Source organism: Rathayibacter sp. SW19, assembly GCF_030866825.1.
Classification (GTDB): Bacteria; Actinomycetota; Actinomycetes; order Actinomycetales; family Microbacteriaceae; genus Rathayibacter_A; species Rathayibacter_A soli.
Genome location: NZ_CP133020.1, coordinates 790,334 through 816,027 on the forward strand (window position 1 = coordinate 790,334; position 25,694 = coordinate 816,027).

Genomic DNA, 25,694 nt, shown 5'->3' on the forward strand with positions numbered 1-25,694 from the left:
CGCCGACTCTGCAACCGAGCACGATTCGAGAAGCCGGGGCTGAGTCGCCAACCTATTATTGGTCGCAGATCAAACTGGTCGCAGATCAAACACGGGAGGACACCCATGGCTGTCACGTTCAGTAAAGAAGAAAAGGCTGCGATGCGGGCGGCCATCGCCGAGAAGAAGGCTGCACAAGAAGGAGCGGATGCCGCCGCGGCGTGCGATGCTGCGATCGCCGGCATGACCGGGACCGACAAGGAACTCGCAGAGGCGTTCCACCAGCTGGTCTTGGAGAACACGTCGCTGGCTGCGAAAACCTGGTACGGGATGCCTGCATACGCCGACGCCGACGGCAAAGTGGTTGTCGCCTTCAAGCCGGGCTCGAAGTTCAAGATCCGCTATGCGACCCTCGAGTTCCAGCAGCCGGCGAAATTGGACGACGGCAACCTCTGGCCGGTCGGCTTCGCCTTGACCAAGCTGGATGACGCCGACAAAAAGCGAGTCGCCACCATCCTGAAAACCGCGGTCGACTACTGACCGCACCCCGACTGTCACTCCCGTACTGACACAGTTTCGTCACCGATGTCCTGAGACATCACTGCTGCGTGTGGCGTGCTCCACCCCAGGTGCAGCCTGATTTCGGCGCGAGTGGGTTGGCGGATGCCCGCGGCAGCTGGGCGGGGCGTCTCGCGGCCGGCGTGTGGGCGCCCCCGGGGTGGCGGCAGCGCGCGCCGCGGTTCAGGATTCAGGTTGGACGGTCGTTTTCTGGGCGTGTCGCGCGTTTGACCCCGGGTGCAGCCTGAATTCTGCGCAAGAGTGGGTTGGCGGATGCCTGCGGCGGATGTTTGCAACGGAAGCCGACGGCGGCTGGCCGGGGCGTCTCGCGGCTGGCGTGTGGGCGCCCCCGGGGTGGCGGCGGCGCGCGCCGTGATTCAGGATTCAGGTTGGATGAGGATTTTCCGCGCGTGTCGCGCGTTTGACCCCGGGTGCAGCCTGAATTCTGCGCGATAACAGAGCGCGGCGGGGCGGCGGGGGTCTCGATACGCTCGCTGGCGCTCGCTACTCGACCACCGGGGTGCTCGCTGGTGCTCGCTACTCGACCGGCGGGGGGCGGAGGGGTAAAAGCTGGGGTTATACCGCGGATTTCGAAATAGGTCAAGAATTAAGTGGACACGGCGCGCCTTTAAGTCATATAGTGGATCTTTGCGCTCCCCACACACTCATGCCCTCATATTGCGGTCGGCTTTGCGTGCCTGGGCTGTGTTCAGCGGCAGCTTGCCGGGCAACCGGCCGGCAATCCGTAGAACATCAGTCAGATATCGGCACCACTTTAGCGGGAGTCTCGTCCAACCACTCAACCGACTCTAACTGAGCGGCCCCTCATGGGCCCACGGAGGTCATTTCCTTGGCTGCTGCGCGCAACGCATCCACCAAATCCAACCCTAAGAACGGACGAAACCACTCTCGTCTCTCGTTCGCAAAGATCACAGACACCCTGACAGTTCCCGATCTGCTCGCACTGCAGACCGAGAGCTTCGACTGGCTCGTCGGCAACGAGGCATGGGAAGCCCGTGTCACAGAAGCCGAGGCACAGGGCCGTCAAGATCTGCCAAGTCACACCGGCCTCGAGGAGATCTTCGAAGAGATCTCGCCCATCGAGGACCTCGGTGAGACGATGCAACTTTCGTTCACGAACCCGTTCCTCGAGGAGCGCAAGTACACGATCGACGAGTGCAAGGAAAAGGGTAAGACCTACTCCGCACCGCTCTACGTCGAGGCCGAGTTCATGAACCACCTCACCGGTGAGATCAAGACTCAGACGGTCTTCATGGGCGACTTCCCGCTGATGACCGAAAAGGGCACGTTCGTGATCAACGGCACCGAGCGTGTCGTCGTGTCGCAGCTGGTTCGCAGCCCCGGCGTGTACTTCGAGCGCACCCCGGAGAAGACCTCAGACAAGGACATCTACTCCGCCCGCATCATCCCGAGCCGCGGCGCCTGGCTTGAGTTCGAAATCGACAAGCGCGACCAGGTCGGTGTGCGCATCGACCGTAAGCGTAAGCAGTCCGTCACCGTCTTCCTGAAGGCGCTCGGCCTGTCGAGCGAAGAGATCCTCGAGGAGTTCGCCGGTTTCGAGTCGATCGCCCTCACCCTGGAGAAGGACACCATCCTCACCAAGGAAGAGGCGCTGAAGGACATCTACCGCAAGCTGCGCCCGGGCGAGCAGGTTGCCGCCGAGGCCGCGCGTGCGCTGCTCGACAACTTCTACTTCAACCCGAAGCGTTACGACCTCGCGAAGGTCGGTCGTTACAAGATCAACCGCAAGCTCGGTATGGATGCGCCGCTCAGCGACTCCGTTCTCTCCACAGCCGACGTGATCAAGACGATCAAGTACCTGGCTGCCCTCCACGACAACCGCACCACGATCGAGGGCCTGCGCGACGGCAAGAAGATCGACCTGCGCCTGGACGTCGACGACATCGACCACTTCGGCAACCGCCGCATTCGTGCGGTCGGCGAACTGATCCAGAACCAGGTGCGCACCGGCCTCTCCCGCATGGAGCGCGTCGTTCGCGAGCGCATGACCACGCAGGACATCGAGGCGATCACCCCGCAGACCCTGATCAACGTGCGCCCCGTCGTCGCCGCGATCAAGGAGTTCTTCGGCACCAGCCAGCTCTCCCAGTTCATGGACCAGAACAACCCGCTCGCCGGTCTGACGCACAAGCGTCGCCTGAGCGCCCTGGGCCCAGGCGGTCTCAGCCGTGAGCGCGCCGGCGTCGAGGTGCGCGACGTGCACCCCAGCCACTACGGCCGCATGTGCCCGATCGAGACTCCGGAAGGCCCGAACATCGGTCTGATCGGTTCGCTCGCATCGTTCGCGCGGATCAACTCGTTCGGTTTCATCGAGACACCGTACCGTCGCGTTGTTGATGGAATCGTCACCGACACGATCGACTACCTCACCGCATCCGAAGAGGACGACTTCATCGTCGCGCAGGCCAACGCCCCGCTGACGAAGGACAGTCGCTTCGCCGAGGAGCGCGTGCTGGCCCGTGAGAAGGGCGGCGAGGTCGACTTGATCCCCGCCGACCAAATCGGCTACATGGATGTCTCCCCGCGCCAGATGGTGTCGGTCGCGACCTCTCTTATCCCGTTCCTCGAGCACGACGACGCGAACCGTGCCCTGATGGGTGCGAACATGCAGCGTCAGGCCGTGCCGCTGGTGCGCAGTGAGTCCCCGCTGGTCGGCACCGGCATGGAGGGCTACGCAGCCATCGACGCCGGCGACGTTCTGATCAACGACAAGCCGGGTGTGGTCTCCGAGGTCTCAGCGGATGCTGTCACCATCCTTCTCGACGAAGGCGGCACGCAGACCCACTACCTGCGCAAGTTCGACCGCTCCAACCAGGGCACCAGCTACAACCACCGCGTAATCGTGAACGAGGGCGACCGCATCGAGGTCGGCGAAGTCATCGCGGATGGCCCCGCCACCGAGAACGGCGAACTCGCGCTCGGCAAGAACCTGCTCGTCGCATTCATGCCGTGGGAAGGCTACAACTACGAAGACGCGATCATCCTCAGCCAGAACCTGGTGAAGGACGACACGCTCTCCTCGATTCACATCGAAGAGTACGAGGTTGACGCTCGCGACACGAAGCTGGGCAAGGAAGAGATCACCCGCGACCTGCCGAACGTCAGCCCCGACCTGTTGGCCGACCTCGACGAGCGCGGCATCATCCGGATCGGTGCAGAGGTCAACCCCGGCGACATCCTGGTCGGCAAGGTCACCCCGAAGGGCGAGACCGAGTTGAGCGCGGAGGAGCGCCTGCTGCGCGCCATCTTCAACGAGAAGAGCCGCGAGGTTCGCGACACCTCCCTCAAGGTGCCGCACGGTGAAGAGGGCACGATCATCGGTGTCAAGGTGTTCGACGCGCAGGACGGCGACGACGAGCTCGGCTCGGGCGTCAACCAGCGTGTCGTCGTCTACATCGCTCAGAAGCGCAAGATCACCGCGGGCGACAAGCTCGCCGGCCGTCACGGCAACAAGGGTGTTATTTCGCGCATCCTTCCCGTGGAGGACATGCCGTTCCTGAGCGACGGCACCCCGGTCGACGTGATCCTGAACCCGCTCGGCGTTCCCGGCCGCATGAACTTCGGCCAGGTGCTGGAGATCCACTTGGGCTGGGCTGCCAAGCAGGGTTGGGAAGTCGAGGGTAAGCCTGCCTGGGCCAAGACCCTCCCGGCGGACGCGCACAGCGCCGCCCCGGGCACGAAGGTCGCGACCCCGGTGTTCGACGGTGCTGCAGAGCAGGAGATCGCGGGTCTGCTCGACTCGACGAACCTGACGCGTGATGGAGAGCGCCTGATCGGCGCATCCGGAAAAACGCAGCTCTTCGACGGCCGCAGCGGTGAGCCGTACCCGGAGCCCATCTCGGTCGGCTACATGTACATCCTCAAGCTGCACCACCTGGTCGACGACAAGATCCACGCACGCTCGACCGGCCCGTACTCGATGATCACCCAGCAGCCGCTCGGTGGTAAGGCGCAGTTCGGCGGTCAGCGTTTCGGTGAGATGGAGGTGTGGGCCCTCGAGGCCTACGGTGCCGCGTATGCGCTGCAGGAGCTCCTGACCATCAAGTCGGATGACATCCTCGGCCGCGTCAAGGTGTATGAGGCCATCGTCAAGGGTGAGAACATCCAAGAGCCGGGCATCCCGGAATCCTTCAAGGTTCTCATCAAGGAAATGCAGTCGCTCTGCCTGAACGTCGAAGTGCTCTCGGCAGACGGCACCGCGGTCAGCCTGCGAGACACGGATGACGAAGCCTTCCGTGCCGCGGAAGAGCTCGGCATCAACATTTCCTCCCGCTTCGAGTCGTCGACAATCGACGAGATCTAAGCGTGACCCCGGTTGCTGAGCTTGTCGAAGCACCGCGAATGCTCACTCTGACGAACCTTCTAAATAGGAGAAAAATTGCTCGACGTAACAACATTTGACGAGTTGCGTATCGGCCTGGCAACGGCCGACGACATCCGTCGCTGGTCCCACGGTGAGGTCAAGAAGCCGGAGACCATCAACTACCGCACGCTGAAGCCTGAAAAGGACGGCCTCTTCGGGGAGCAGATCTTCGGACCCTCCCGCGACTGGGAGTGCTCGTGCGGCAAGTACAAGCGTGTGCGCTTCAAGGGCATCGTGTGCGAGCGCTGTGGTGTCGAGGTGACGAAGTCTTCTGTGCGCCGTGAGCGCATGGGGCACATCGAGCTGGCTGCGCCCGTCACGCACATCTGGTACTTCAAGGGTGTGCCGAGCCGCCTCGGCTACCTGCTCGACATGGCGCCGAAAGACCTCGAGAAGGTCATTTACTTCGCCGCCTACATGGTGATCGACGTTGACGAAGAAGGCCGCCACGCCGACATGCCGGGGCTTGAGAACGAGCTGCGGCTCGAGATCAAGACCCTCTCCGACCAGCGGGACGCGCGCATCGCCGACCGTCTGGTCAAGCTCGAGACCGACCTGGCCGCCCTGGAAGAGGAGGGCGCGAAGTCCGACCAGAAGCGTCGCACCAAGGACGGCGCCGAGAAGGAGATGACGCAGACTCGCAAGAGCTACGACGAAGACATCGCTCGGCTCGAGCGCGTCTGGGACGGTTTCCGCACCCTCAAGGTCGGCGACCTCAAGCCTGAAGACGCCGACTTCAATGAGCTGATCGACCGCTACGGCCTGTACTTCGAGGCCCACATGGGCGCCGAGGCGATCCAGAAGCGTCTCGAGGCGTTCGACCTGAACGCTGAGGCCGAGCTGCTGCACGACCAGATCGCCAACGGCAAGGGTCAGAAGAAGATCCGCGCCATCAAGCGTCTGCGTGTCGTCAACTCGTTCCTGATCACGGGCAACTCGCCCGCGGCCATGGTGCTGGATGTCGTTCCGGTGATCCCGCCGGAGTTGCGCCCGATGGTGCAGCTCGACGGTGGCCGCTTCGCAACAAGCGACCTGAACGACCTCTACCGTCGTGTGATCAACCGCAACAACCGTCTGCGTCGTCTGCTCGATCTCGGAGCCCCCGAGATCATCGTCAACAACGAGAAGCGGATGCTGCAGGAGGCCGTCGACGCACTGTTCGACAACGGTCGCCGCGGTCGCCCGGTCACAGGTACAGGTAACCGCGCGCTGAAGTCCCTGAGCGACATGCTCAAGGGCAAGCAGGGTCGGTTCCGCCAGAACCTGCTCGGCAAGCGCGTTGACTACTCGGGTCGTTCGGTCATCATCGTCGGCCCGCAGCTGAAGCTGCACCAGTGCGGTCTGCCCAAGCAGATGGCCCTGGAGTTGTTCAAGCCGTTCGTGATCAAGCGGCTGATCGACCTGAGCCACGCTCAGAACATCAAGGCCGCAAAGCGCATGGTCGAGCGCAGCCGTCCGCAGGTGTGGGACGTGCTCGAGGAGATCATCCGTGAGCGCCCCGTCCTGCTGAACCGCGCACCCACGCTGCACCGTCTGGGCATCCAGGCGTTCGAGCCGCAACTGGTCGAGGGCAAGGCCATCCAGCTGCACCCGCTCGTCTGTGCCGCGTTCAACGCGGACTTCGACGGCGACCAGATGGCCGTGCACCTTCCGCTGTCCGTCGAGGCTCAGGCCGAGGCGCGCATCCTGATGCTCGCGTCGAACAACATCCTGAAGCCCTCAGACGGCCGCCCGGTGACCCTGCCCACGCAGGACATGATCATCGGCCTGCACCACCTGACGACCATCAAGGAGGGCGCGATCGGCGAAGGCCGCGCGTTCACCTCGGTGTCCGAGGCGATCTTGGCCAAAGACCAGGGCACGCTTGATTTGAACGCGATGGCGCGCATCCGCCTCACTGATCAGGTCTTCACCGAGGGCACGCAGCCCGAGGGTGTCGAGCTGACCGACGTGTCGGACGGCCGCGGCAAGGCCGCGGGCACGGTGCTGGTTCCCACCAGCCTGGGTCGCGCACTGTTCAACGAGGCGCTGCCGGCGGACTACCCGTTCATCGTGGCGGTCGCCGACAAGGGCACGCTCTCCGGGATCGTCAACGACCTGGCCGAGCGCTACCCGAAGGTCGAGGTTGCTGCTGCGCTGGACAACATCAAGGACGCCGGTTTCTACTGGGCGACTCGTTCGGGTGTGACCGTCGCGCTCTCAGACATCCTGACGCCGCCGTCGAAGCCCGCGATTATCGCGCGTTACGAGAAGTTGGCTGCGAAGGTTCAGGGCGAGTTCGACAAGGGTCTCACCACCGAGACCGAGCGTCGCCAGGAGCTCGTCAAGATCTGGACGGATGCCACTGCCGAGGTCGCGCAAGCGATGCAGGACAACTTCCCGAAGGACAACACGATTTACCGCATGGTCTCTTCTGGAGCCCGTGGTAACTGGCTGCAGGTGCGCAACATCGCCGGTATGCGTGGGCTGGTGAACAACCCGAAGGGTGAGATCATCCCGCGCCCGATCGTGTCGAGCTACCGCGAGGGCCTGTCCGTCGCGGAGTACTTCATCGCAACGCACGGTGCCCGCAAGGGTCTGGCCGACACCGCTCTGCGCACCGCGGACTCCGGGTACCTCACCCGGCGCCTCGTCGACGTGTCGCAGGACGTCATCATCCGTGAAGACGACTGTGGCACAACGCGCGGTCTCGAACTGCCGATCGCCGCACCGGATTCCACCGGCAAGCTCGTGCGCGACCCGAACGTGGAGAACTCCGTGTTCGCTCGCTCGCTGGCCGCTGACGCGGTGGATGCCTCCGGCACCGTCATCGCGGAAGCCGGCTCAGACGTCGGCGACGTGCTGATCGACAAGCTGGTTCTGGCCGGTGTCGAGAAGATCAAGGTGCGTTCTGTTCTGACCTGTGAGTCTGTGGTCGGCGTGTGCGCGGTCTGCTACGGCCGTTCGCTTGCCACCGGCAAGCTCGTGGACATCGGCGAGGCCGTCGGCATCATCGCCGCGCAGTCGATCGGTGAGCCGGGAACGCAGCTGACGATGCGTACCTTCCACACCGGTGGGTCGGCATCCGCTGACGACATCACACAGGGTCTGCCCCGTGTGACGGAGTTGTTCGAGGCGCGCACCCCGAAGGGTGCCTCCCCGATTGCGGAAGCGGCCGGACGCATCCGGATCGAAGACACCGACCGCAGCCGCAAGGTGATCCTGACACCCGACTCAGGTGACGAGGAGCACGCCTACCCGGTGTTGAAGCGCTCGACGCTTCTCGTCGAAGACGGCGACCACGTGGAACTCGGCCAGCAGTTCATCGTGGGGGCGGTGGACCCGAAAGAGGTCCTGCGCGTTCGCGGTGTGCGTGCCGTGCAGGAGCACCTCGTCGGCGGTGTGCAGGGCGTGTACCGGTCACAGGGTGTGCCGATCCACGACAAGCACATCGAGGTCATCGTGCGTCAGATGCTGCGCAAGGTCACCGTCGTCGAGCACGGCGACACCGACCTGCTGCCGGGTGAACTGGTCGACCGTCAGCGGTACAACGAGCTCAACCGGGCCGCGTTGACCGAGGGCAAGAAGACGGCATCCGCTCGTCAGGAGGTCATGGGTATCACCAAGGCCTCGCTGGCAACCGAGTCGTGGCTGAGCGCCGCGTCGTTCCAGGAGACCACGCGTGTTCTCACGCAGGCCGCCATGGAAGGCAAGAGCGACCCGCTGATCGGTCTGAAAGAGAACGTCATCATTGGAAAGCTGATCCCGGCCGGTACAGGCCTCGGTCGCTACCGCAACGTCACCGTCGAGGCGACCGAGGAGGCGAAGGCGGAGCGTTACCCGAACCGCATCTTCACCGACGACGCCGTCTTCAACGAGAACGACCTGAGCTTCGTTGATTTCGACAGCTTCAGTTCGGATGACTACACCCCCGGAACGTACAACTGATCGCCTCGGTCTGTTGATCGCGTTTCGCCCCCAGGAAGGCCCCGACTTCGGTCGGGGCCTTCCCCCTTTTACTGCTGGTGGTCGAGTAGCTACCGGTGGTCGAGTAGCGCATGAGCGCAGCGAATACGCGTATCGAGACCCGACTGTGTCACGTGAGAGGCTCCTTGGTCTCGATACGCGGGCTCGTTCCTCGCTCGCTACTCGACCGGCGGGAAGGGCTACTCGACCGGCGGGAAGGGCTACTCGACCGGCGGGATGGGCTACTCGACCAGCGGGATGGGGCTACTCGCCCAGCGAGGCCGCAGCCGCGCGCCGCTTCTTGCGCGCTTCCAGCACACCGCCGAGGATCATGTACCCGGCGTAGCCGATCAGCACGACGGCGATGGCTGGCACGATCCAGGACCGGTTGGAACCGTTGATGGCGGTGCTGGCGTAACCGATCCAGGGGATGCTGTACCACACGACACCGCGCACCTGACCGGCCACGACGGGGTTGGGGTCCGCAACCGCGTTGTTGTCGCCCTTCGTGATGAAGGTGCGAGCACCATCCGCGCGCACCGACTCGCTGATCACTCGATGCGACACGACGGCGGGCTTGCCGGACTCGAACTGATAGGTCATGACGTCGCCGATGCGGATGTCGGAGATCGGCTCAGGCTTCACAACGATCAGCGTGCCCGGCGGCAGTGTCGGTTCCATCGAACTGGTGAGGATCGTCATCGGGGTGGCGCCGGCAACCCACGGAACGACGATCAGGATCGCAGCGAACGCGAGCACGAGCGTCAACGCCCCGGCGCTCAGGCCGACTCCGATGAAGTGCAGAACGCCGCGGCGCTTCGCCTCGGACTGCTCTTCGGCGGGCTCTTCGGCCGTTGAACCGCGGGCGCCGGGTTGGGTGGTGTCGGTGCTAGCACTGTGCAGTGAGATCGTCATTGGATCGGCTCCAGGGTGAATTGCTGAGTTGCGGTGGTTGCGCAATTGTCAAGGGTCAGGGCTGAGCCGGCTGAGCTTGAATCGTCAGCCAGGCATCGGCTGTTTCCGGCGTTGGTGAACACGTAGTCGGCGCCGGTCTGGTTGACGGTCCACGTCTGATTGCTGCCGCTGGTTGTCAACGCCGTGACGGCCGGTTTGTTGTTCCCGGCGCTCGAATTGGCGATGCCGAGAGTCTGGGCGACATACGTCACGATGCTGGTGGCGCCGGACTGACTGAGCTTGAACGCTTGACCGTCGAGTGCAACCGGCGCGCTGCAGGTGGCCGAGACGATGGTCGTGGCCGCCGTCGTCGAGCTCACGTACGCGCAGCGCTGCGTTGCGACGTTCTTCAATTGGTACCACGTAGCGGATGGCGGTGGTGCGGTGTACGACTGTGTTGCGTTGACCGCTGCGGATGCGTTCCAGTTGGTGCCGGCCGTGAGTGTCGCCGTGATCGTCGGCATGACCGTACTTGTTGCGAGGCCGCTGGTCGAGCCCAACGATGACTTGACGCAGTATGACACCGCCGCACCCGGCGCGAGCGATCCGGTCAGTGCAGGGAAGCTCGCCCAGGTTCCCGAGACGGTCGTGCCGGTCGGTGTGATGCAGTTCGCGGCGCTTGGGTTCGTGGTTGTCCAGGCGACGACGTTCACCGCGGCAGCGAGTGTGCCTGAGCTCAAGCCTGAGATCGTGACCGAGCTGGCGTAGGTGCCCGTGACGGTGCCGTTGTTGGTGATCGTGATCGCCCCGGCGATCGGAGTACTGCTACTCAGTGTGCCGCCGAAACTCGCCGGCATCGTCTCGGTGATGCTGATCGTCTTAGCGGCGACACTGCCGCCGGCGCTGACTGGTACGCTCCAGAACGCGTAGCTTGCGCCGGCCCCGCAGAGGGTGAGCGCGACGGCGAGCCCAAGCGTGATCGCGAGCTTGTGCTTGATCACGGCTGCACCTGCGTTCCGGTCAAGGCCATGGTGAAGGTGGCGGACTTTCCTTGCGTCGCGCTCGGGGCGGCAGTCGCGAGCGTCAACTGCAGACACAGCACGGCGTTCGCGCCCTTTGCGAGTGAGACGGGAGATGCCGTGGTAGTGAACCCGTTGAGTGCGCCGGTCGTGCCGCCGGTGAGGCCGGTCACGCAGTGTGGTGCGTCGGGCACCTGCGTGAGAGTGGCCGTGAGAGCGGGGGCGAGGGTGAGGGAACCGGCATCCGCCCCGATGGTCGTTCCGGTGACGGCGAGCGTCAGCGGTGTCGAACCGGTGTTGGCGATCGTCAGCGGTGTTGCGACGGACTCACCCGGGCCGAGCGCGCCGAGCGCAGGCAATGATGCGGTCGTCGCACCGTTGATTGTGACAGCGGATGCGCCCGCCGTGACCGTCGCGCCGCCGACCGTGGCCGCGCCATTCCAGAGGGCATAACTGCCGGCGGTGGCCGAGAGGGCGACACCGATCGCGGCGAGGCTGGCGACGACAGTGGTCAGCAGTGCTGAGCGCGTCGTGCGCTGCAGGTGCGTGGTGTGCTGCAGGTGCCCGGTTCCCGGCACGCCGGTGCGGTGTCGGCGCTGCGCACCTCGACCAAACCTGGGTACTGAGAACATGGGCGTGTCTGACCTTCTGTGTCGTTACGGGCGGGTGAACAACGTTGCGGGAGAACGAGAAGGGGGGCGGATGCCGCGTTCGGGTGCGCGGCATCCGCCCGGTCTGCTACGGCTGGTTCTGAGTCAGCGTGAATTGCACGTCGCTCAGCGTCGCGGCCTTGGCCTGGCTGGTGTTGTCGACGGTTGTGCCGAAGGGGAAGGTGAAGGTCACCGTGGCGTTGACCGTCACGGGCACGTTGCCGACGGTGACGGTGTTTCCTGCGATGGGGGTGCTGTCGCTTGCGGTCAATGTCTGAACGACGGTCGGGGTGCCGAGTGATGAAGCAAGCGTGCCGGCCAGCGTGGCGCCGTTGTTCGCGAGCGTCGCTGAGAGGTCGTTGCCAGTGCCGGCGACGGTGAGCTGCTGGGTGACGGCGATTGTGTCGCCCGGGACGATGCGGAAGGTCGACGGGTTGATGACCGTGTTGGTGGTCGTGTCGGTCCACACTGCTGAACCGACTGTCGCCATGTTCAGGGTCCCGGAGGTGATTGTTCCGCCGGCGACGGTGGAGGTGGCGTTCCACAGCGCGAAGCTGCCTGCGCCGCCGAGGAGGAGCGCGATGCCAGCGGCTCCAGCGATTGCACCTTTGGTGAGCTTGTTCATTTCAGTGTTCCTTTGTTCGGGTGGGATTGCCCGGCGGGCGATGTCGTTGAACGGCGCCGGATCGGCACGATTCAACTGCTGGTCGGGTAGTCAGTTAAAGGTTTCGCACGGGCAAGCAGGTCGGGTTTTTGGCTTCTTCGTGCAGCCCTTGCGGGATGACAACAGTGTGTTCGACCTGTCTCAACAGCGCGCATAGGTTGCAAAAAGGTCTGCTCAAATTTCCCTCAAGCTTTGCGCTGGCTTGCTGGTCGAGTAGCGCATGAGCCGGTCCCGGTACTGCTGGTCGAGTAGCGCATGAGCGCAGCGAATACGCGTATCGAGACCCCTGTGGATAACTTCTGCACGAGACATCACCCGCAGTCGATACTGGTGCGATGCCGCACATGTACATACTCGAATGCTCGGATGGATCCTTCTACGTCGGGAGTACGATCGACCTTGAGCGTCGGATAGCTCAGCATCAACTCGGTGAAGGGGCCGCGTACACGAAACGGTGACGGCCGGTGAAGCTGGTATACGCCGAGGACTACAACCGCATCGACGAGGCCTTTGCGCGTGAAAAGCAGGTGCAGAGCTGGAGTCGGGCCAAACGGCAGGCTCTCATCGACGGACGGCTTGATGCACTGTCTGCGCTGAGTCGCAAGCGGCGGATGCCCCGCCGGAGGTCGAGTAGCGCATGAGCGTAGCGAATACGCGTATCGAGACTCGACCGTGTGGGGCGGGGGCCCTTGGTCTCGATACGCCCGCTCGCTGCGCTCGCGAGCTACTCGACCGGCGGGGGTGCCGGTACCGGTGGTCGAGTAGCGCAAGAGCGTAGCGAATACGCATATCGAGACTCGAGCCTGCACTCTGGAAGGCCCTTGGTCTCGATACGCCTGCTCGCTGGCGCTCGCGGGCTACTCGACCAGCGGGGGGATTGCGCGAGCGAGCTACTCGACCAGCGGGCTGCGGGGAAAGTGAGCATCACTCACCCCTGAATGCGGGGCTGTTCAACCCGCGTGCGCCCAAGTACTCTGGGAGAGCTTGTACCCGAACCAAGCGAGTCGCTCGCGCGCCGACCAACCGATCACGATCGATGCGCGTGCGAAAGGCATCGCTTCCTGCCTGAAGGGGGGCATGGATGGCATCCGTGACCGAGATCCTGATTCTGCACGGCGTGCTGCCGATTGAGCAGCTTGACGCCACAATCGACTCGCCTGCTGAGGAGTCGAAACTAATCCAATCCTTCGTCGAAGACGGCACGATCTCCAGCCTGCAACTGGCGCACGCCCGAGCCGAAGCCGCCCAGGTGCCGTTCGTCGAGCTGCTCGACTATCCGATCGACCGCACAGCAATCGGTCTGGTCGCCCCGTCGATCTGTCGCCGGCACACCATCTTGCCCATCGGCGTCGAAGACGATCACGTGATCGTCGCGGTGGCCGACCCGGGCAACCTCTTCGCCCTGGATGACGTGCGCACCGCCGCGCGCATGCGCCCCCGCCCCGTCGTGGCTGAGCTCAGCGACCTGAACGCCGCGATCGATCGCTACCTGCGCGCGGACGACGAGCTGAACGACCTCACGAACACCATCGAGGAGGAGCAGGCCGACGCCGAGTCGGCCACCTTCAACATGGCGGATGCCGTGGAAGACGACGCCCCGATCGTGCGCTTCGTCAACCTCCTCGTGAGCCAGGCGATCCAGGACCAGGCATCCGACATTCATATCGAGCCCGGTGAACACGGCGTGCGCGTGCGATACCGCATTGACGGGGTGCTGCACCAAATGCAGAGCGCGCCCAAGGGCATCCAGAACGGGGTGATCAGCCGGCTGAAGATCATGAGCGACATCGACATCGCCGAGCGGCGCAAGCCGCAGGATGGCCGCATGTCCGTCACTCACGGCGGTCGCCAGATCGACCTGCGCGTTGCGACGCTGCCGACGGTGTGGGGCGAAAAGGTCGTCATGCGCATCCTGGACAACTCGAACACCAGCCTGAGCCTGAAAGATCTCGACCTGCTGGAGCACAACTTCCAGGCTTTCAAGCGGTCGTATTCGAAGCCCCACGGCATGATCCTGGTGACCGGCCCGACCGGTTCAGGCAAGTCGACGACGCTCTACGCGACGCTGAACGCGGTCGCTCGCACCGAGATCAACGTGATCACGGTTGAAGATCCGGTCGAATATCGCATGACCGGCATCAATCAGGTGCAGGTCAACCCGAAGGCGGGGCTCACGTTCGCGAGTGCGCTGCGCTCCATCCTCCGCAGCGACCCGGATGTCGTTCTGGTCGGCGAGATCCGCGACCACGAGACCGCGCAGATCGCCATTGAAGCGTCCCTGACCGGCCACCTGGTGCTGTCCACTTTGCACACCAACGACGCGCCGAGCGCGGTCACGCGACTCATCGAGATGGGCATCGAACCGTTCCTAGTCGGCTCGGCGCTGGACTGCGTCGTCGCCCAGCGCCTGGCCCGCCGGCTCTGCGAGCGCTGCAAACAGTCGGCCGAATACACCCGGGAGTACCTCGGCGCCCTGCACATGAACATCGATCCGGATGTCGAACTGCCCACCATTTATGCACCGGTCGGCTGCGGCAGCTGTTCGAAGACCGGTTACCGAGGGCGCATGGCCATTCACGAGGTGATGTCCGTGACCGAGGAGATCGAGCGGCTCGCCGTCGCGCGGGTTTCCAGTGCGGAGCTTGGTCGCCTGGCACGCGAGCAGGGCATGCTCACCCTGCGCGAAGACGCGTGGGAGAAGGCCAAGCTCGGCCAGACTTCGATCGAGGAGATCTTGCGAGTAGTGTCGTGACATCGGGGTATTCGTTGGGGGAAAGGTGCCGCAGATGAGCGATTCGACGGGCGTGGGGTCGTGGCCGCCACCGATTCCGCAGGCGCCAGTTCCCGTAACTGACCTGCCCTTCGCGCCGCCGAGCGCGCCCGCGTTTGTCACTCAGCCGGCGCCGGCGGTGCCCGTGACGCCGACGCAAGCCGCCGCGCCCGCACAGACCGCGCCGCCGACGACAACCGCGCTGACCGCACCGCCTCCGCGCCGCGAGGCGATGCTGCAGCCATCGGTCGCGCCAATCGACCTGACCGAGCACGCGCGCACGAAGGCAGATCCCGAGCTGATCGAGGCGTTGGTTCAGGTGGTGCGGCAGGGCGCATCCGACTTGCATGTCACGGCGGGTTCGCCACCGATGCTTCGGGTCGACGGGTCCCTGCGACCGGCCGACATCATGGAGCAGCCGTGGAGCGCCGACCGCGTCTCCGAAGCGCTCGCGACGCTGCTGACTCCTGATCAGCAGAAACGCTTCGATGCAGCGCTCGAGCTCGATTTGGCATACAGCCTGTCGCCCGAATACCGGTTCCGCATCAACTACTACGTGCAGCGGGGCGCAATCGGTGCGGCGTTCCGCCTCATTCCGATCGAAATCAAGCAGCTCAAAGAGCTGGGCATTCCCGAGAATATTGGCCACTTCGCATCCCTGCCTCGTGGTCTGGTGCTGGTGACGGGCCCGACCGGTTCTGGCAAGTCGACGACACTGGCGGCTCTCATCGACCTGGTGAATTCGACGCGTGCCGATCACATCGTTACGGTCGAGGATCCGATCGAGTTCACCCACACGCACAAGATGTCGATCGTCAACCAGCGTGAGATCGGCGAGGACACCCACTCGTTCTCGGAGGCACTCAAGCACGTGCTGCGGCAAGACCCCGATGTGATCCTGATCGGTGAGCTTCGCGACCTGGAGACGATCTCGGTCGCCCTGACAGCGGCCGAGACCGGCCACCTCGTATTCGCCACACTGCACACGCAGGATGCCCCGCAATCCGTCGACCGCATCATCGACGTCTTTCCGCCGCACCAGCAAGCGCAGGTGCGCACGCAGCTGGCGGGCACGCTGCAGGGCATCGTCAGTCAGACGCTCGTGCCGAAGGCCTCCGGCACCGGACGTGTGGTTGCTACCGAAATTCTGCTGATGACGCCGGCGATCAGTAACCTCATTCGTGAGGGCAAGACCTACCAGATTCCGACGGCGATGCAGGCCGGCCGCGCGCTGGGCATGCACACGATGGACCAGCACTTGGCGGACCTGTTCAACGTGGGCCTGATCACGCACGAGGCTGCGATGAGCAAGGCGCACGACGAGGACGGGCTGAAGCATCTGATGCAACGCAGCGAGGCTCCCCGGCCGGATGTCGTGCGTTCCATGTCGGGCGGGCCGGACTTCGGTGACCGCTTTTCGAGTACGGAGAACTGATGCCCACACTGACGTATGCCTACAAGGGCCGCACCGATGCCGGCAAGGTTGTCAAGGGCAAGCTCGAGGGGGCCAGCGAGCTGGTCGTCACGGGGAAGCTGCGCGCGATGGGCGTCGCGCCGATCGAGATTACTGAGGCGCCCGCCGGCACCGGGTTGCACCGCGACATCGCGATCCCGGGCCTCACGCCTCGTGTCAAGCTGAAAGACCTCGCGCTCATGAGCCGCCAAATGGCGACCATGATCGGGGCTGGGCTGAGCTTGTTGCGCACGCTGAACATCCTCGCTGAGCCAACTGGCAAGAAGCGTCTGCACGACGTGATGAGTCAGGTGCGAGACGATGTCGAGTTCGGCATGTCGCTGTCGGATGCGATGGCGAAATTCTCCGACGACTTCACGCCACTGATGGTCAACATGGTGCGTGCCGGCGAGACCGGCGGGTTCCTCGAGAAGTCGCTGGAGACGGTCGCGACCAACTTTGAAAAGGAAGTCAAGCTTCGCGGCACGGTGAAGTCGGCGATGACCTACCCGATCATTGTGCTGTGCATGTCACTTGCCGCTGTCGCTATCATGCTGATCTTCATCGTGCCGATCTTCAAGACGATGTTCGCAACGCTTGGCGGCACGCTTCCCGCACCGACGCAGGTACTCGTGTGGGTGTCCGAGCAGATGGTGTGGCTCGGGCCGTCGATTCTCGTCCTCATCATTGCGATCTGGCTGTGGTGGCGCACGAACAAGAACACCGATCGAGTGCGACGTGTCGTTGACCCGCTGAAGTTCCGGCTGCCCGTGTTCGGTCGACTGTTCCGCAAGATCGCGCTCGCGCGCTTCGCCCGCAACTTCGGCAGCATGCTTGCCTCCGGCGTTCCGATTCTGCAGGCGCTGCGCATTGTGGGTGACACCAGCGGCAACTGGGTGATCGAGCAGGCGCTCGTGAGCGTGGCCGAGTCCGTGCGGCAAGGCGAGTCGATCGCCGGTCCGCTGGCGAACGAGCCGGTCTTTCCCGACATGGTCGTGCAGATGATCAAAGTCGGCGAAGACGCGGGGTCGATGGAAGCGATGCTGGAGAAGGTCGCGCTGTTCTACGACCAGGAGGTCGAGGCGATGACAGAATCGCTGACCTCGCTGATCGAGCCCCTGATGGTCGCCTTCCTCGGCGTCGTGGTCGGCAGCATGGTCGTGGCCCTCTACATGCCCATCTTCACGATTGCGACCCTGGTCAAGTAGCGTGCGCGCTACACTTTGCACTACTTCTCTGAACGTGGAAGGCACCTGAAGCTGGCGTGAGGAGCGACCACGCTACCCGAAAAACATCGAGGGTCTCGTCGACTGCCGCGGTCGCCTCGCCCGAACCTTCAGCGCACGGTCGGATAACTCCTAGTCTTCTGGGAAAGCCGCCGTAATTGTTGTTCGTACGGTGGAGTACTGGAGCCTCAGAAGAGCGTCATCCAGGCGGCGTGGAACCTCGTATCGTGAATGGAGAAGCGGAGCCGCTGGAGTAACAGTTCCATCAATTGCGCCGACGGTTGTGCGGTCGTGGCCGAGGCGAACCGATCGCTCTTTGAGACTGAATCGATCGATGTCAGTACGCCTTGCGAATCGGTCGCCCGTATGGCTTGCGGCTCATAATCTCATCAATGACGTTCTCAGAGCGAAACAGTAGTCGCTCACGCCGTCGGTCTCGGCGCGATATGGCAGTGCTTATGGGCTGGCCAAAGATAGCGAGAAGGTCACCTATCAGGACGCCGATGAGAACGACGCTCATTTCAAATGAGTTTCGCTATTACAGCCCGCCGTCGACGCCGTCCGCACTTGCTGGGTTCTACCGCGTTTGGGAGCGCGCGCAAAAAATCGCGAACTGCGAGAGTATTTCGATGGACATCTTTCAAAATTTGGCAATGGTTGCAATCATCCTCTGGGTCGTGCTGCCGTGCCTTACGCTCCTGCTTCTCTACTCCATCATCAGGATCGCCGTCGCGCGAGGACTTAGAGACCACCAAAAGTCGATGGAGAAGAACCGTCCATTGCCGGATTAGTTACGCGCCCGATGAGAATCGATTGGGCAGTACCTCGGCCTCGCACGCGCGCCAACGCAAATCGCAACGGAACTGCCAGCATCCGGCGACCAACTTCCACCGAAGGTAACGACAACCTTTGCAGCGTCGGCACAGTGAGGCCACTTCAGGTTGAGCCAATTGGCAGAGATCTCCGGGGCGCTTCCCTTTTCTCCCTCTTTGCCAGCCGGTTTGTGCGCCCACTCGACGCACTGGGTGATCCAGGCGAATGGCGGCGCATTACCTGCGTGAGCGTAGCAGTCGTCCTCGAATCGACCAGGTGAAGCCCGCCAGCGCGGCGCTGCGCTCGATTTCTGCAAAGAAGGGTTGAAGCACGGAGCTCTCTGCAGATGTCGCCTCACTCACCGGTAGACAAGTTGCTTGAGCGAGGAGGTACAAAAAGGTGACTTCAAGCTCATAGTCGAGTATCGACTGTGATGCAAGCGTGAATGGACCTCGCGGCTTCGTTGAGAGGGCAGCTTCAATATGTGTACAAGCTTCCAGCAGTCTTCTTGAGTCGGGAACGCTCGCGGTCAGTTCCCGATGGAGCGCGGCAAGGGACCTTTCGAGGTTCGAGATGTCTGTCTGAAGATCCTTATGGCGTTGGGCGAATACGGTGATAAATACTCCGAGTAAGGCGAGTGTCACGCTCGGCCAAACCGCAGCGGATGACAGTGTGTGAGCGGCCGCGGCACCCACGATCGTGCCGGTAATGCAGCATGCCAAGCACCAGGCGAGCATCGCCGTGCGTCCCGCACAGTACCCACAACCTTTGGTCGTGACGGACACGATCGCGGGCGTGTAAGGCAGTGTTGAGGCAGCCATCCCAATCCCCAGCAATACAAGGAAGAACGCGACGATGTAGAAGCTGACCACCTCGCTTGCGGACAGTTTTGTGGATTCGGCCGCTGCGACAAAAGCGAGGGCAATAACGGACACGGCAAACGACAAGAACAACGTCACTCGACGTCCAAATGCCACGCCATGACGGATGGCGCGCATGACGAGACGGACAGCTGATTCGGGTGCGGCCCACATTGTCAGCATCAAGCCCGGTATCAAGACAGCTATGGATGGCGACGGAAGCAGTATTCGCCAAACTTCCATATCCAATGGAAGAGAGGCCGATCCCACCAGTCCGAGTAGGCCCACAGCGACCATAGCGAGCCCGCCCGCCATGTGGCTCCAACTAAATCCCGTTGCGCGTCGCCGCACATTCGGAACTGTTCGCGCGAGCATTGCCGCGGCGTCCCAGCCGATTGCGTCGGCTTGTGAGAAGGGCCCGATCTTGGTCATAGACCGACCTTGTCGGACACCAACGACATGGGGCCGTAAGCCAAGCGTCGGGTGACCGCATTTGTGTGGCGCGAAACCCGGATGCCGCGTCGCGAGGACACGGATATCTATACCGCCTATTGCGTCTTCCTCGGTACTTCACGCACCCACTACTCATTCCGGTACCGAGGGAGGTCACCGTTACAGCAGCCCAATCGGCGACCTCGGCGGGGTTGAAAGCCATTCATCAGTAAATGCGTCCGCGGGGTAATCCATGAACGGGTAGCCGAGGTCATTGATTTTATGGTTGATCCAGAATTCAACGATCTCAGACTGCTCAGCGGACCCGCGGATGTATGGCATAACCGCGGCAGAAACGCGCTCAGTCGAGATGTGGTACTCGATAATCAGAGTCTTCCAGCCAGCAAGGGTCTGTCTCTTCGGCATTGCTTCGCCCGTGGTGATTGTCCACACTGGCTGAGGTGTGCGCAATTCACTGAGTTGCGGCGATGGAGAGTTGGGATCGGCATCTCGCCCAAACTCGAGATGATCCGGCGCGTCCAGTGCCAAGTTGATGACCTGCTGGTCAACTTCTTGAATCGCGATAGCAACCGTCGGGGGCAGAGATGCCATGAACGGTATCACTCGCCGGTATGCATCTCGCGCGACCGACAGTCGCTTCGCGAAGAACAGCTTCATGGCGTCGTTGTAGCTATTCGCCGTGCAAACCTTAAGCACGTGATCCTCAGTGATCGGGCGCTGTGGGCATCGGCCAATGAACTCCAAATCGTGGATCAGGGCGGAACCATTGTTCGCGATCATCATGAGGTTGCCACGCAATGTTCGAATGATCGCACGGACTTTCCGTCGCTCAGGGATCACGACGACCAATATGTTGAACATCCACCCCATCAGGTAGGCCATGCACAAGTCGTACACGATGGGCAAAGATTCGATCGGCCTTAGCCGGACGAAGACATCGAGCACCCCGCTGGTCAGAATGCCCACCGCCGCGACCGCGGCCAGCATCGCCACGAGATGGTTCCTAATCCAAGCCTGAGCAGCATTCATGGACTCAGCGTAAGAGCATGCATAACCGGAATGCGCTGAGTAAGCGCGGAGCGGCGCTTTTGTGCAGCCAGAAGGCGCGGTCGTTCGGGCCCAGCGGAGGCTGGACCGCGCAAGACAACTGAGGCTGGCATGATGCAGAAGCAAGACATCTCTGATGTGCCGGGCGCGCTTTCTCGGGGTGTTCGCGAGATCGACTGACGGGACGCCGGAAACTTCGATGCCCAGGCATACTACCGACCTTCACCGGTACGCAATGAGGCACCTACTCGTGGCTTCGCCCGGCCACACGTGACAAATCGGCCAGTTGTCGATGGCTGCTCGCTGACCGCCTAATTCAGAAATAAACGGCGATCACTCTAGCGCCGGCCAGATCTCTGTCGACATCCCGCACCCCTGTGGTCTGCCGGGGCTGGAGTGCAGTCGACCGGAGGCGAGTCGCGTGCAACTGGCGGGCGCAATTAGCGGTCGCGGTGCCGCTCGTGGAAGTGATCGCTGAGGGCGCCGCCAAGCATAATGACGCCCAAGCATCGCTTTCTCGATCCATGCCCACTTATCACATACCCCGCTGTCGTCTAGCCCGTGAGCGCAGCGAACAGGCGTATCGAGACCAAGCACGCCCATTCCAGCCCTCATCTCACCACCCATTCGCGGGTAGACACCAATAGCTAACCCCGAGATGGGACTATATCTCCCAATTGCCTGTGAATTACGGTTAGGGTAGTTGCTTTAAAGTGAGCAACGCTCAATTAAAAACCCGACTGAATGGAACTTGAAATGTATTTCCGACTTATGGGCAAGCTCAGTGCTCGCCGCAAGGCAATTCTCGATGGGGGAGAGAAAGAACAGGGCTTCACCCTGATCGAGCTCCTCGTCGTCGTCGTGATCATCGGCGTTCTCGCCGCGATCGCCATCCCGATCTACATCGGTCTCCAGAACGGCGCGAAAGATTCCGCAGCCAAGTCAGACCTCAACAGCGTAAAGACGGCGGTGGTTGCGTACTACGCACAGAATCCAAGTGCCCCGGCGGCCCCAGCACTGACGGCCGCCGTTCTGGGCAACTTTGGGTTCGTGGCCAGTGATGGCGTCACAGGCCTGGCATATGGGACAACGGGAACCCCGTCAGCTACCGCCTTCTGTATCCAGGCCACTTCAGCTGCTGGAAATACTTTCAGCGTCACCCAAAGTGGTGGCATCGCCACGGCAGCGTGCCCGTAGGAGTTCGTACGTTGTTTGACTCAGATGGGGTGCCGCGCAAGCGGCACCCCACCGTGGGTGTTTAACACGCGAACCACTCCATTGCAGCGCAACACCACCCGCACCCGACTGGAGGGAGGTGATTACCGTGAAGCGCATACTGTCGACACTTGGCGCGCAGCGTGAGCGCGAGAGCGGATTCGGCATGATCGAAGTCGTGATCTCATTCTTTCTGCTCACGATGATTGCTCTCGCCTTTATACCTCTCCTGATCAACACGATCAGGGATACAGCCAGGACCACGACGATTGCAACCGCAACCCAGTTGGCGGGCCAACAAATAGAAGCTGCCCGCGCCGTGCGCTCATCGACGGGAAACTCACCGACCTGCGCAGACGTGCGCGACTTTCTGGCGGTGACTCCGGTGACAGTGGTCGATCCTCGCGGTGTGCAATTGCAGCCTCAATGGGCTGCGGCATCTTGCCCTGCGAGTTATCCGGGTGTTGTGACGGCGGCTGTTAGCATCATGCAGCCGGGGTATGCAATCCCAATTGCCACGGCCGTCACGCTTGTTTTCGTTTCTTCGGCAGGCGGCTGAAATGCGCCGCCTGGTTGAGCGAGTTCGCACGGAATGCGAGAGTGGATTCACACTGATCGAGTTACTCGTGTCGTCAATCCTTGCGATCGTTATCCTGTCCATCGCGGGAAGTATCCTTATCAGCGGTTTGCGCACGCAAGACACGGCAGCGGCCGTGACCGACGCGACAACGTCCGCGCAGCAGGTTGCGAGATCGGTTCAGGCAGGCGTTAGAAACGCATCTGCACTCTCGCTGACCACTGGGGGAGACATCAGCAGCGAACTGCTGTTCGCTCGCGTGTTGGATTCCGCGGCTAATTCCGCAACCGCGCATTGTCAGGCGTGGTATTACACGACACAGAATGGTGGAGCGGTCTACACGACTACTAGCTCATCGGCGATCTTGCCGCCGAACGGCCCGCCGAGCAGTGGCTGGACTCTACTAGCCACGGGAGTGAGCGCATCTGCCGCAGGGGGATCCGTGTTTCTCGCTCCGAGCAACAGCCGCGTCGAACTGACATTCAAGGTGGCGGCGGCTTCACAGCCTTACGTGCTCATCAGCACGACCACGTACATGCAGCAGTCAGCGACGGTGAGTACACCATGTTTCTAATCCGGAACCTTAGGGTCGCGCCCGGCAGCCAACGTCAGCGTGGCGGCCGGTCTGAACAAGGCAGCGCCCTGCTCGCGGTTATTGGCATCATGGCCGTTTCAGCTATTGTCGCGGCCGTTGTCGTCTCGATGTCTATGCACTCGATCGGCTACACGACCTCTACGCGGGCTGCGATACAGGCTCACGCCGCCGCAGAAGCAGGCATAGACGTTGCCGCAGCCGGAATCGCGGGATCGGTGTGCGCACCAACGTACTCGAGCGCGACGGCACCGGCCTACAGCGTAACGGTGTCCTACTCAACGGCGTCGACAACGGCGAACCCACTTGGAGGAGCCTGGGTGAGCGGGTGCCCGACCTCGACCGCCGACAACTGGCTTAAGCTGACATCCGTCGGTAGCGCCGCGAACCAGGGTCTTGCCGGCAACTCGTCGGGCAACACGCGCACAGTCGAGGCTGTCTACCCGTACACGCCGACGCCACCCACCTACGGCATACAAATGTCAGGAGCTTCGCTCTACTCCTCGAACGCGTTCGACTCGACGATTACGAACTTCACCGTCAATCCGGGTAATCCGCAGCCGTATATTCAGATCCTCAGCGGTGACATCACCTGCAACACGCCTACCGTCATCTACGCCAACATCATTCTCGGAAACGGGAGTGTGTCGACGAAGTCCAACTGCACGATCAGTGGCGACTTGTACGCATCCGGTTCCGTGAACGTCAAAGGCGAAGTCACCGGCAATGTCTACACGACGGGTGCGGCCGGGCCGACCATATCGGGCCTCGTCGACGGCAGTGTCTACAGCGCTAACGGCGCGACGATCAGTGGAAGGGTGCACGGAAACGTCGTCGCCGGGCCCGGAACGGCGCCGGTAAACGGGGGCGGAATCGTCGACGGAACTGTCAAGACAGCAGGCACCGTCTCAGGCCTCACGATCCACGGGGCTGCCCCGCTCCAGAACCAGACCGGCATCGTGACACCCGTGATTCCGTCCGTGCCGCCATGGGCTGACTACACGTACTCGACCTACGCCGTCGACGGGGTCAAATGGACGAACCCCGACGGAACGGTGTTCGCGAATAAGACCCTCGTCGCGACCGACTGCGGCAACATTGCGACCATCGTCGGAGCGCTGACTACGCCAACTATTGTCGACACCCGGGCGTGCGGCAATCTGACAACCGTCCCAAGCTTGACACTTCAAACGGATGTCGCTGTGATCGCGAACGGTTTGAGCATCGTTAGTCCGCCCAGCGTCGTGATCAAGTCGAGCAGCGCTACATTGCGCAAATTGTGGCTCATCGTGCCCGATGCGGATGCTACCACCCCCGTCACGGGTATCCACGTTCCGAACTGCCCCGCAGGCAGCGGAGGCGTCACGATCGGAAACAACACGGTCGTCAATTCACTCGCGCAGGGGAATCCCGTGGCCGCGATGCTTTATTCGCCGTGCCCGCTTTCGAACCAAGGCTTCTCGTGGAACGGCCAGCTGTATGTTGCGTCGATCAACAGCAACTCCAGCGCGACCCTGACATCTGACGTGCTCGGAATACCTGGGCAGAACCTCAGCACGGGAGACCCTGCTCCGGGCGGATTCCCGGGAACCGGTGTGCTCGGGGCGCGGGCCAGCATGCGTGACATTGTCGGTGGTTGAAGTCGGATGAGACGTGAAATGGGGTGGATGAGATGAGCAACGCAACAGTGTGGGTAGCAGCAATCGTGGTGTGCGGCGTGTTCGGGCTGCTCATCGGGTCGTTCCTCAACGTCGTCGCCTACCGCGTGCCCGCCGGAGTGTCGATCGTGTCGCCGCCGAGCGCGTGCCCGAATTGTGGAAGGGCCATCAGGCCGTGGGACAACGTGCCTGTGCTGTCGTGGCTGGTGCTAAGAGGGAAGTGCCGGGACTGCGCGGAGCCGATTTCTAAGCGGTATCCGCTCGTGGAGCTTGGGACCGGGGTGGGGTTTGTTGCGGTGACGGTGTGGTGGTGGGTTGAGGTTTCGCGCGCTGGGGTTTCGAGACGCCTGCTCGCTCCGCTCGCGGGCTCCTCAACCAGCGTTGTCGCATCCGTTCTCGTACTTGTTGCGTTTTTGTATTTGGCCGCGATCAGCGTTGTGCTGGGGCTCATCGATATTGATGTGCACAAGTTGCCGAACCGCATCGTGCTGCCCAGCTACCTGGTCGTCGTCGTTTTGTTCACGGCAGCCGCAGCACTCAGCGGCGACTGGGGTGCACTGGCACGGGTCGGCATCGGCCTCGCAGCACTGTGGGCGCTCTATGCGATCCTCGCCATCGTCTACCCGGGCGGCATGGGCTTCGGCGACGTCAAACTCGCCGGCGTGCTCGGCGCCTACCTCGGCTGGGTGGGCTGGGGTTCGCTTGTGGTCGGCGCCTTCTCCGCCTTCCTGCTCGGCGGCCTGTTCGCCATCGCACTGCTGATCGCACGCCGCGCGAACCGCAAAAGCGGCATACCCTTCGGACCCTGGATGCTCGCGGGCGCCTGGGTCGGCATCTTCTTCGGCGAGTCGCTGTTCAACGGCTACCTCACCGTCATTGGCCTGGTTTGAACCCGACCTCACACCAGAAAGAGAGA

The 25,694-nt window shown here is 62.7% G+C and carries 20 protein-coding genes; 14 read left to right on the top strand and 6 right to left on the bottom strand.

All coding sequences use genetic code 11. From position 1 onward, the window contains the following. Positions 1-105 precede the first annotated feature (105 nt). The 3 genes from QU604_RS03715 to QU604_RS03725 all read left to right on the top strand — a co-directional run bounded on the left by QU604_RS03715 (position 106) and on the right by QU604_RS03725 (position 8,869). A complete protein-coding gene (locus QU604_RS03715) occupies positions 106-519 on the top strand; it encodes a hypothetical protein (RefSeq protein ID WP_308467450.1) in 414 nt (137 codons plus the stop codon). An 868-nt stretch (positions 520-1,387) separates the two neighbouring features. Further along, positions 1,388-4,882: a DNA-directed RNA polymerase subunit beta gene (gene rpoB, locus QU604_RS03720; protein WP_308467451.1), complete on the top strand. Its 3,495-nt coding sequence runs from the start codon at positions 1,388-1,390 to the stop codon at positions 4,880-4,882. 75 nt (positions 4,883-4,957) lie between these two features. Then, complete coding sequence (locus tag QU604_RS03725) at positions 4,958-8,869, top strand: DNA-directed RNA polymerase subunit beta' (protein WP_308467452.1); 3,912 nt, start codon at positions 4,958-4,960, stop codon at positions 8,867-8,869. Between the two features lie 282 nt (positions 8,870-9,151). Here QU604_RS03725 and QU604_RS03730 read toward each other — a convergent pair whose 3' ends face one another. The 4 genes from QU604_RS03730 to QU604_RS03745 all read right to left on the bottom strand — a co-directional run bounded on the left by QU604_RS03730 (position 9,152) and on the right by QU604_RS03745 (position 12,075). Then, positions 9,152-9,802, bottom strand: a complete 651-nt coding sequence (locus tag QU604_RS03730) for a signal peptidase I (RefSeq protein WP_308467453.1) — start codon at positions 9,800-9,802, stop codon at positions 9,152-9,154. Further along, positions 9,799-10,782, bottom strand: a complete 984-nt coding sequence (locus tag QU604_RS03735; RefSeq protein WP_308467454.1) for a ricin-type beta-trefoil lectin domain protein — start codon at positions 10,780-10,782, stop codon at positions 9,799-9,801. Before QU604_RS03735 ends, QU604_RS03730 begins: the two co-directional genes overlap by 4 nt. After that, positions 10,779-11,432 (bottom strand): hypothetical protein, encoded by a 654-nt coding sequence (locus tag QU604_RS03740; RefSeq protein WP_308467455.1) that lies wholly within the window; start codon positions 11,430-11,432, stop codon positions 10,779-10,781. Before QU604_RS03740 ends, QU604_RS03735 begins: the two co-directional genes overlap by 4 nt. Before the next feature lie 106 nt (positions 11,433-11,538). Continuing rightward, a complete protein-coding gene (locus QU604_RS03745) occupies positions 11,539-12,075 on the bottom strand; it encodes an alternate-type signal peptide domain-containing protein (RefSeq protein WP_308467456.1) in 537 nt (178 codons plus the stop codon). A gap of 383 nt (positions 12,076-12,458) precedes the next feature. On the opposite strand from QU604_RS03745, the gene QU604_RS03750 reads away from it, so the two are divergent. From QU604_RS03750 to QU604_RS03775, 6 genes are all read left to right on the top strand, one after another. Further along, complete coding sequence (locus QU604_RS03750) at positions 12,459-12,572, top strand: GIY-YIG nuclease family protein (protein ID WP_308468837.1); 114 nt, start codon at positions 12,459-12,461, stop codon at positions 12,570-12,572. Positions 12,573-12,578: 6 nt separating this feature from the next. Continuing rightward, on the top strand, positions 12,579-12,755 hold the full coding sequence (locus QU604_RS03755; RefSeq protein ID WP_308467457.1) for a hypothetical protein: 177 nt from the start codon (positions 12,579-12,581) through the stop codon (positions 12,753-12,755). 440 nt (positions 12,756-13,195) lie between these two features. Then, positions 13,196-14,866 (top strand): GspE/PulE family protein, encoded by a 1,671-nt coding sequence (locus QU604_RS03760; RefSeq protein WP_308467458.1) that lies wholly within the window; start codon positions 13,196-13,198, stop codon positions 14,864-14,866. Between the two features lie 34 nt (positions 14,867-14,900). Next, positions 14,901-16,319, top strand: coding sequence for a type IV pilus twitching motility protein PilT (locus tag QU604_RS03765; protein WP_308467459.1), 1,419 nt, complete (start codon positions 14,901-14,903; stop codon positions 16,317-16,319). After that, positions 16,319-17,545, top strand: coding sequence for a type II secretion system F family protein (locus QU604_RS03770; protein ID WP_308467460.1), 1,227 nt, complete (start codon positions 16,319-16,321; stop codon positions 17,543-17,545). The genes QU604_RS03765 and QU604_RS03770 overlap by 1 nt, the downstream gene beginning before the upstream one ends. Positions 17,546-18,066: 521 nt before the next feature. After that, on the top strand, positions 18,067-18,354 hold the full coding sequence (locus QU604_RS03775; protein ID WP_308467461.1) for a hypothetical protein: 288 nt from the start codon (positions 18,067-18,069) through the stop codon (positions 18,352-18,354). 258 nt (positions 18,355-18,612) lie between these two features. Here QU604_RS03775 and QU604_RS03780 read toward each other — a convergent pair whose 3' ends face one another. Then, positions 18,613-19,668, bottom strand: a complete 1,056-nt coding sequence (locus QU604_RS03780; protein ID WP_308467462.1) for a phosphatidylglycerol lysyltransferase domain-containing protein — start codon at positions 19,666-19,668, stop codon at positions 18,613-18,615. Positions 19,669-19,848: 180 nt separating this feature from the next. Continuing rightward, on the bottom strand, positions 19,849-20,718 hold the full coding sequence (locus QU604_RS03785; protein WP_308467463.1) for a hypothetical protein: 870 nt from the start codon (positions 20,716-20,718) through the stop codon (positions 19,849-19,851). A gap of 774 nt (positions 20,719-21,492) precedes the next feature. Between QU604_RS03785 and QU604_RS03790 the strand changes: the two genes are divergently transcribed. The 5 genes from QU604_RS03790 to QU604_RS03810 all read left to right on the top strand — a co-directional run bounded on the left by QU604_RS03790 (position 21,493) and on the right by QU604_RS03810 (position 25,668). Further along, positions 21,493-21,933, top strand: a complete 441-nt coding sequence (locus tag QU604_RS03790; RefSeq protein WP_308467464.1) for a type IV pilin protein — start codon at positions 21,493-21,495, stop codon at positions 21,931-21,933. A gap of 127 nt (positions 21,934-22,060) precedes the next feature. After that, positions 22,061-22,510 carry a type IV pilus modification PilV family protein gene (locus QU604_RS03795; protein WP_308467465.1) on the top strand — a complete coding sequence of 150 codons (450 nt, stop codon included), beginning with the start codon at positions 22,061-22,063 and terminating at the stop codon, positions 22,508-22,510. A 67-nt stretch (positions 22,511-22,577) separates the two neighbouring features. After that, the gene (locus QU604_RS03800) at positions 22,578-23,102 is read left to right on the top strand and encodes a hypothetical protein (RefSeq protein ID WP_308467466.1); all 525 of its coding nucleotides are present in this window, start codon (positions 22,578-22,580) and stop codon (positions 23,100-23,102) included. 89 nt (positions 23,103-23,191) lie between these two features. Then, a complete protein-coding gene (locus tag QU604_RS03805; protein WP_308467467.1) occupies positions 23,192-24,760 on the top strand; it encodes a bactofilin family protein in 1,569 nt (522 codons plus the stop codon). A gap of 32 nt (positions 24,761-24,792) precedes the next feature. Further along, positions 24,793-25,668: a prepilin peptidase gene (locus tag QU604_RS03810; protein ID WP_308467468.1), complete on the top strand. Its 876-nt coding sequence runs from the start codon at positions 24,793-24,795 to the stop codon at positions 25,666-25,668. The last annotated feature ends 26 nt before the right edge of the window (positions 25,669-25,694 follow it).

Bases quoted from the DNA above. Each gene is read 5' to 3' on its own strand.
- QU604_RS03765 (WP_308467459.1), top strand. From the start codon at position 14,901: ATGAGCGATTCGACGGGCGTGGGGTCGTGGCCGCCACCGATTCCGCAG.
- QU604_RS03730 (WP_308467453.1), bottom strand. From the start codon at position 9,802: ATGACGATCTCACTGCACAGTGCTAGCACCGACACCACCCAACCCGGC.
- QU604_RS03775 (WP_308467461.1), top strand. From the start codon at position 18,067: ATGAGAACGACGCTCATTTCAAATGAGTTTCGCTATTACAGCCCGCCG.
- QU604_RS03805 (WP_308467467.1), top strand. From the start codon at position 23,192: ATGGCCGTTTCAGCTATTGTCGCGGCCGTTGTCGTCTCGATGTCTATG.
- QU604_RS03740 (WP_308467455.1), bottom strand. From the start codon at position 11,432: ATGTTCTCAGTACCCAGGTTTGGTCGAGGTGCGCAGCGCCGACACCGC.
- QU604_RS03790 (WP_308467464.1), top strand. From the start codon at position 21,493: ATGTATTTCCGACTTATGGGCAAGCTCAGTGCTCGCCGCAAGGCAATT.
- QU604_RS03750 (WP_308468837.1), top strand. From the start codon at position 12,459: ATGTACATACTCGAATGCTCGGATGGATCCTTCTACGTCGGGAGTACG.
- QU604_RS03780 (WP_308467462.1), bottom strand. From the start codon at position 19,668: ATGACCAAGATCGGGCCCTTCTCACAAGCCGACGCAATCGGCTGGGAC.
- QU604_RS03810 (WP_308467468.1), top strand. From the start codon at position 24,793: ATGAGCAACGCAACAGTGTGGGTAGCAGCAATCGTGGTGTGCGGCGTG.
- QU604_RS03745 (WP_308467456.1), bottom strand. From the start codon at position 12,075: ATGAACAAGCTCACCAAAGGTGCAATCGCTGGAGCCGCTGGCATCGCG.
- QU604_RS03785 (WP_308467463.1), bottom strand. From the start codon at position 20,718: ATGAATGCTGCTCAGGCTTGGATTAGGAACCATCTCGTGGCGATGCTG.
- QU604_RS03715 (WP_308467450.1), top strand. From the start codon at position 106: ATGGCTGTCACGTTCAGTAAAGAAGAAAAGGCTGCGATGCGGGCGGCC.
- QU604_RS03770 (WP_308467460.1), top strand. From the start codon at position 16,319: ATGCCCACACTGACGTATGCCTACAAGGGCCGCACCGATGCCGGCAAG.
- QU604_RS03760 (WP_308467458.1), top strand. From the start codon at position 13,196: ATGGCATCCGTGACCGAGATCCTGATTCTGCACGGCGTGCTGCCGATT.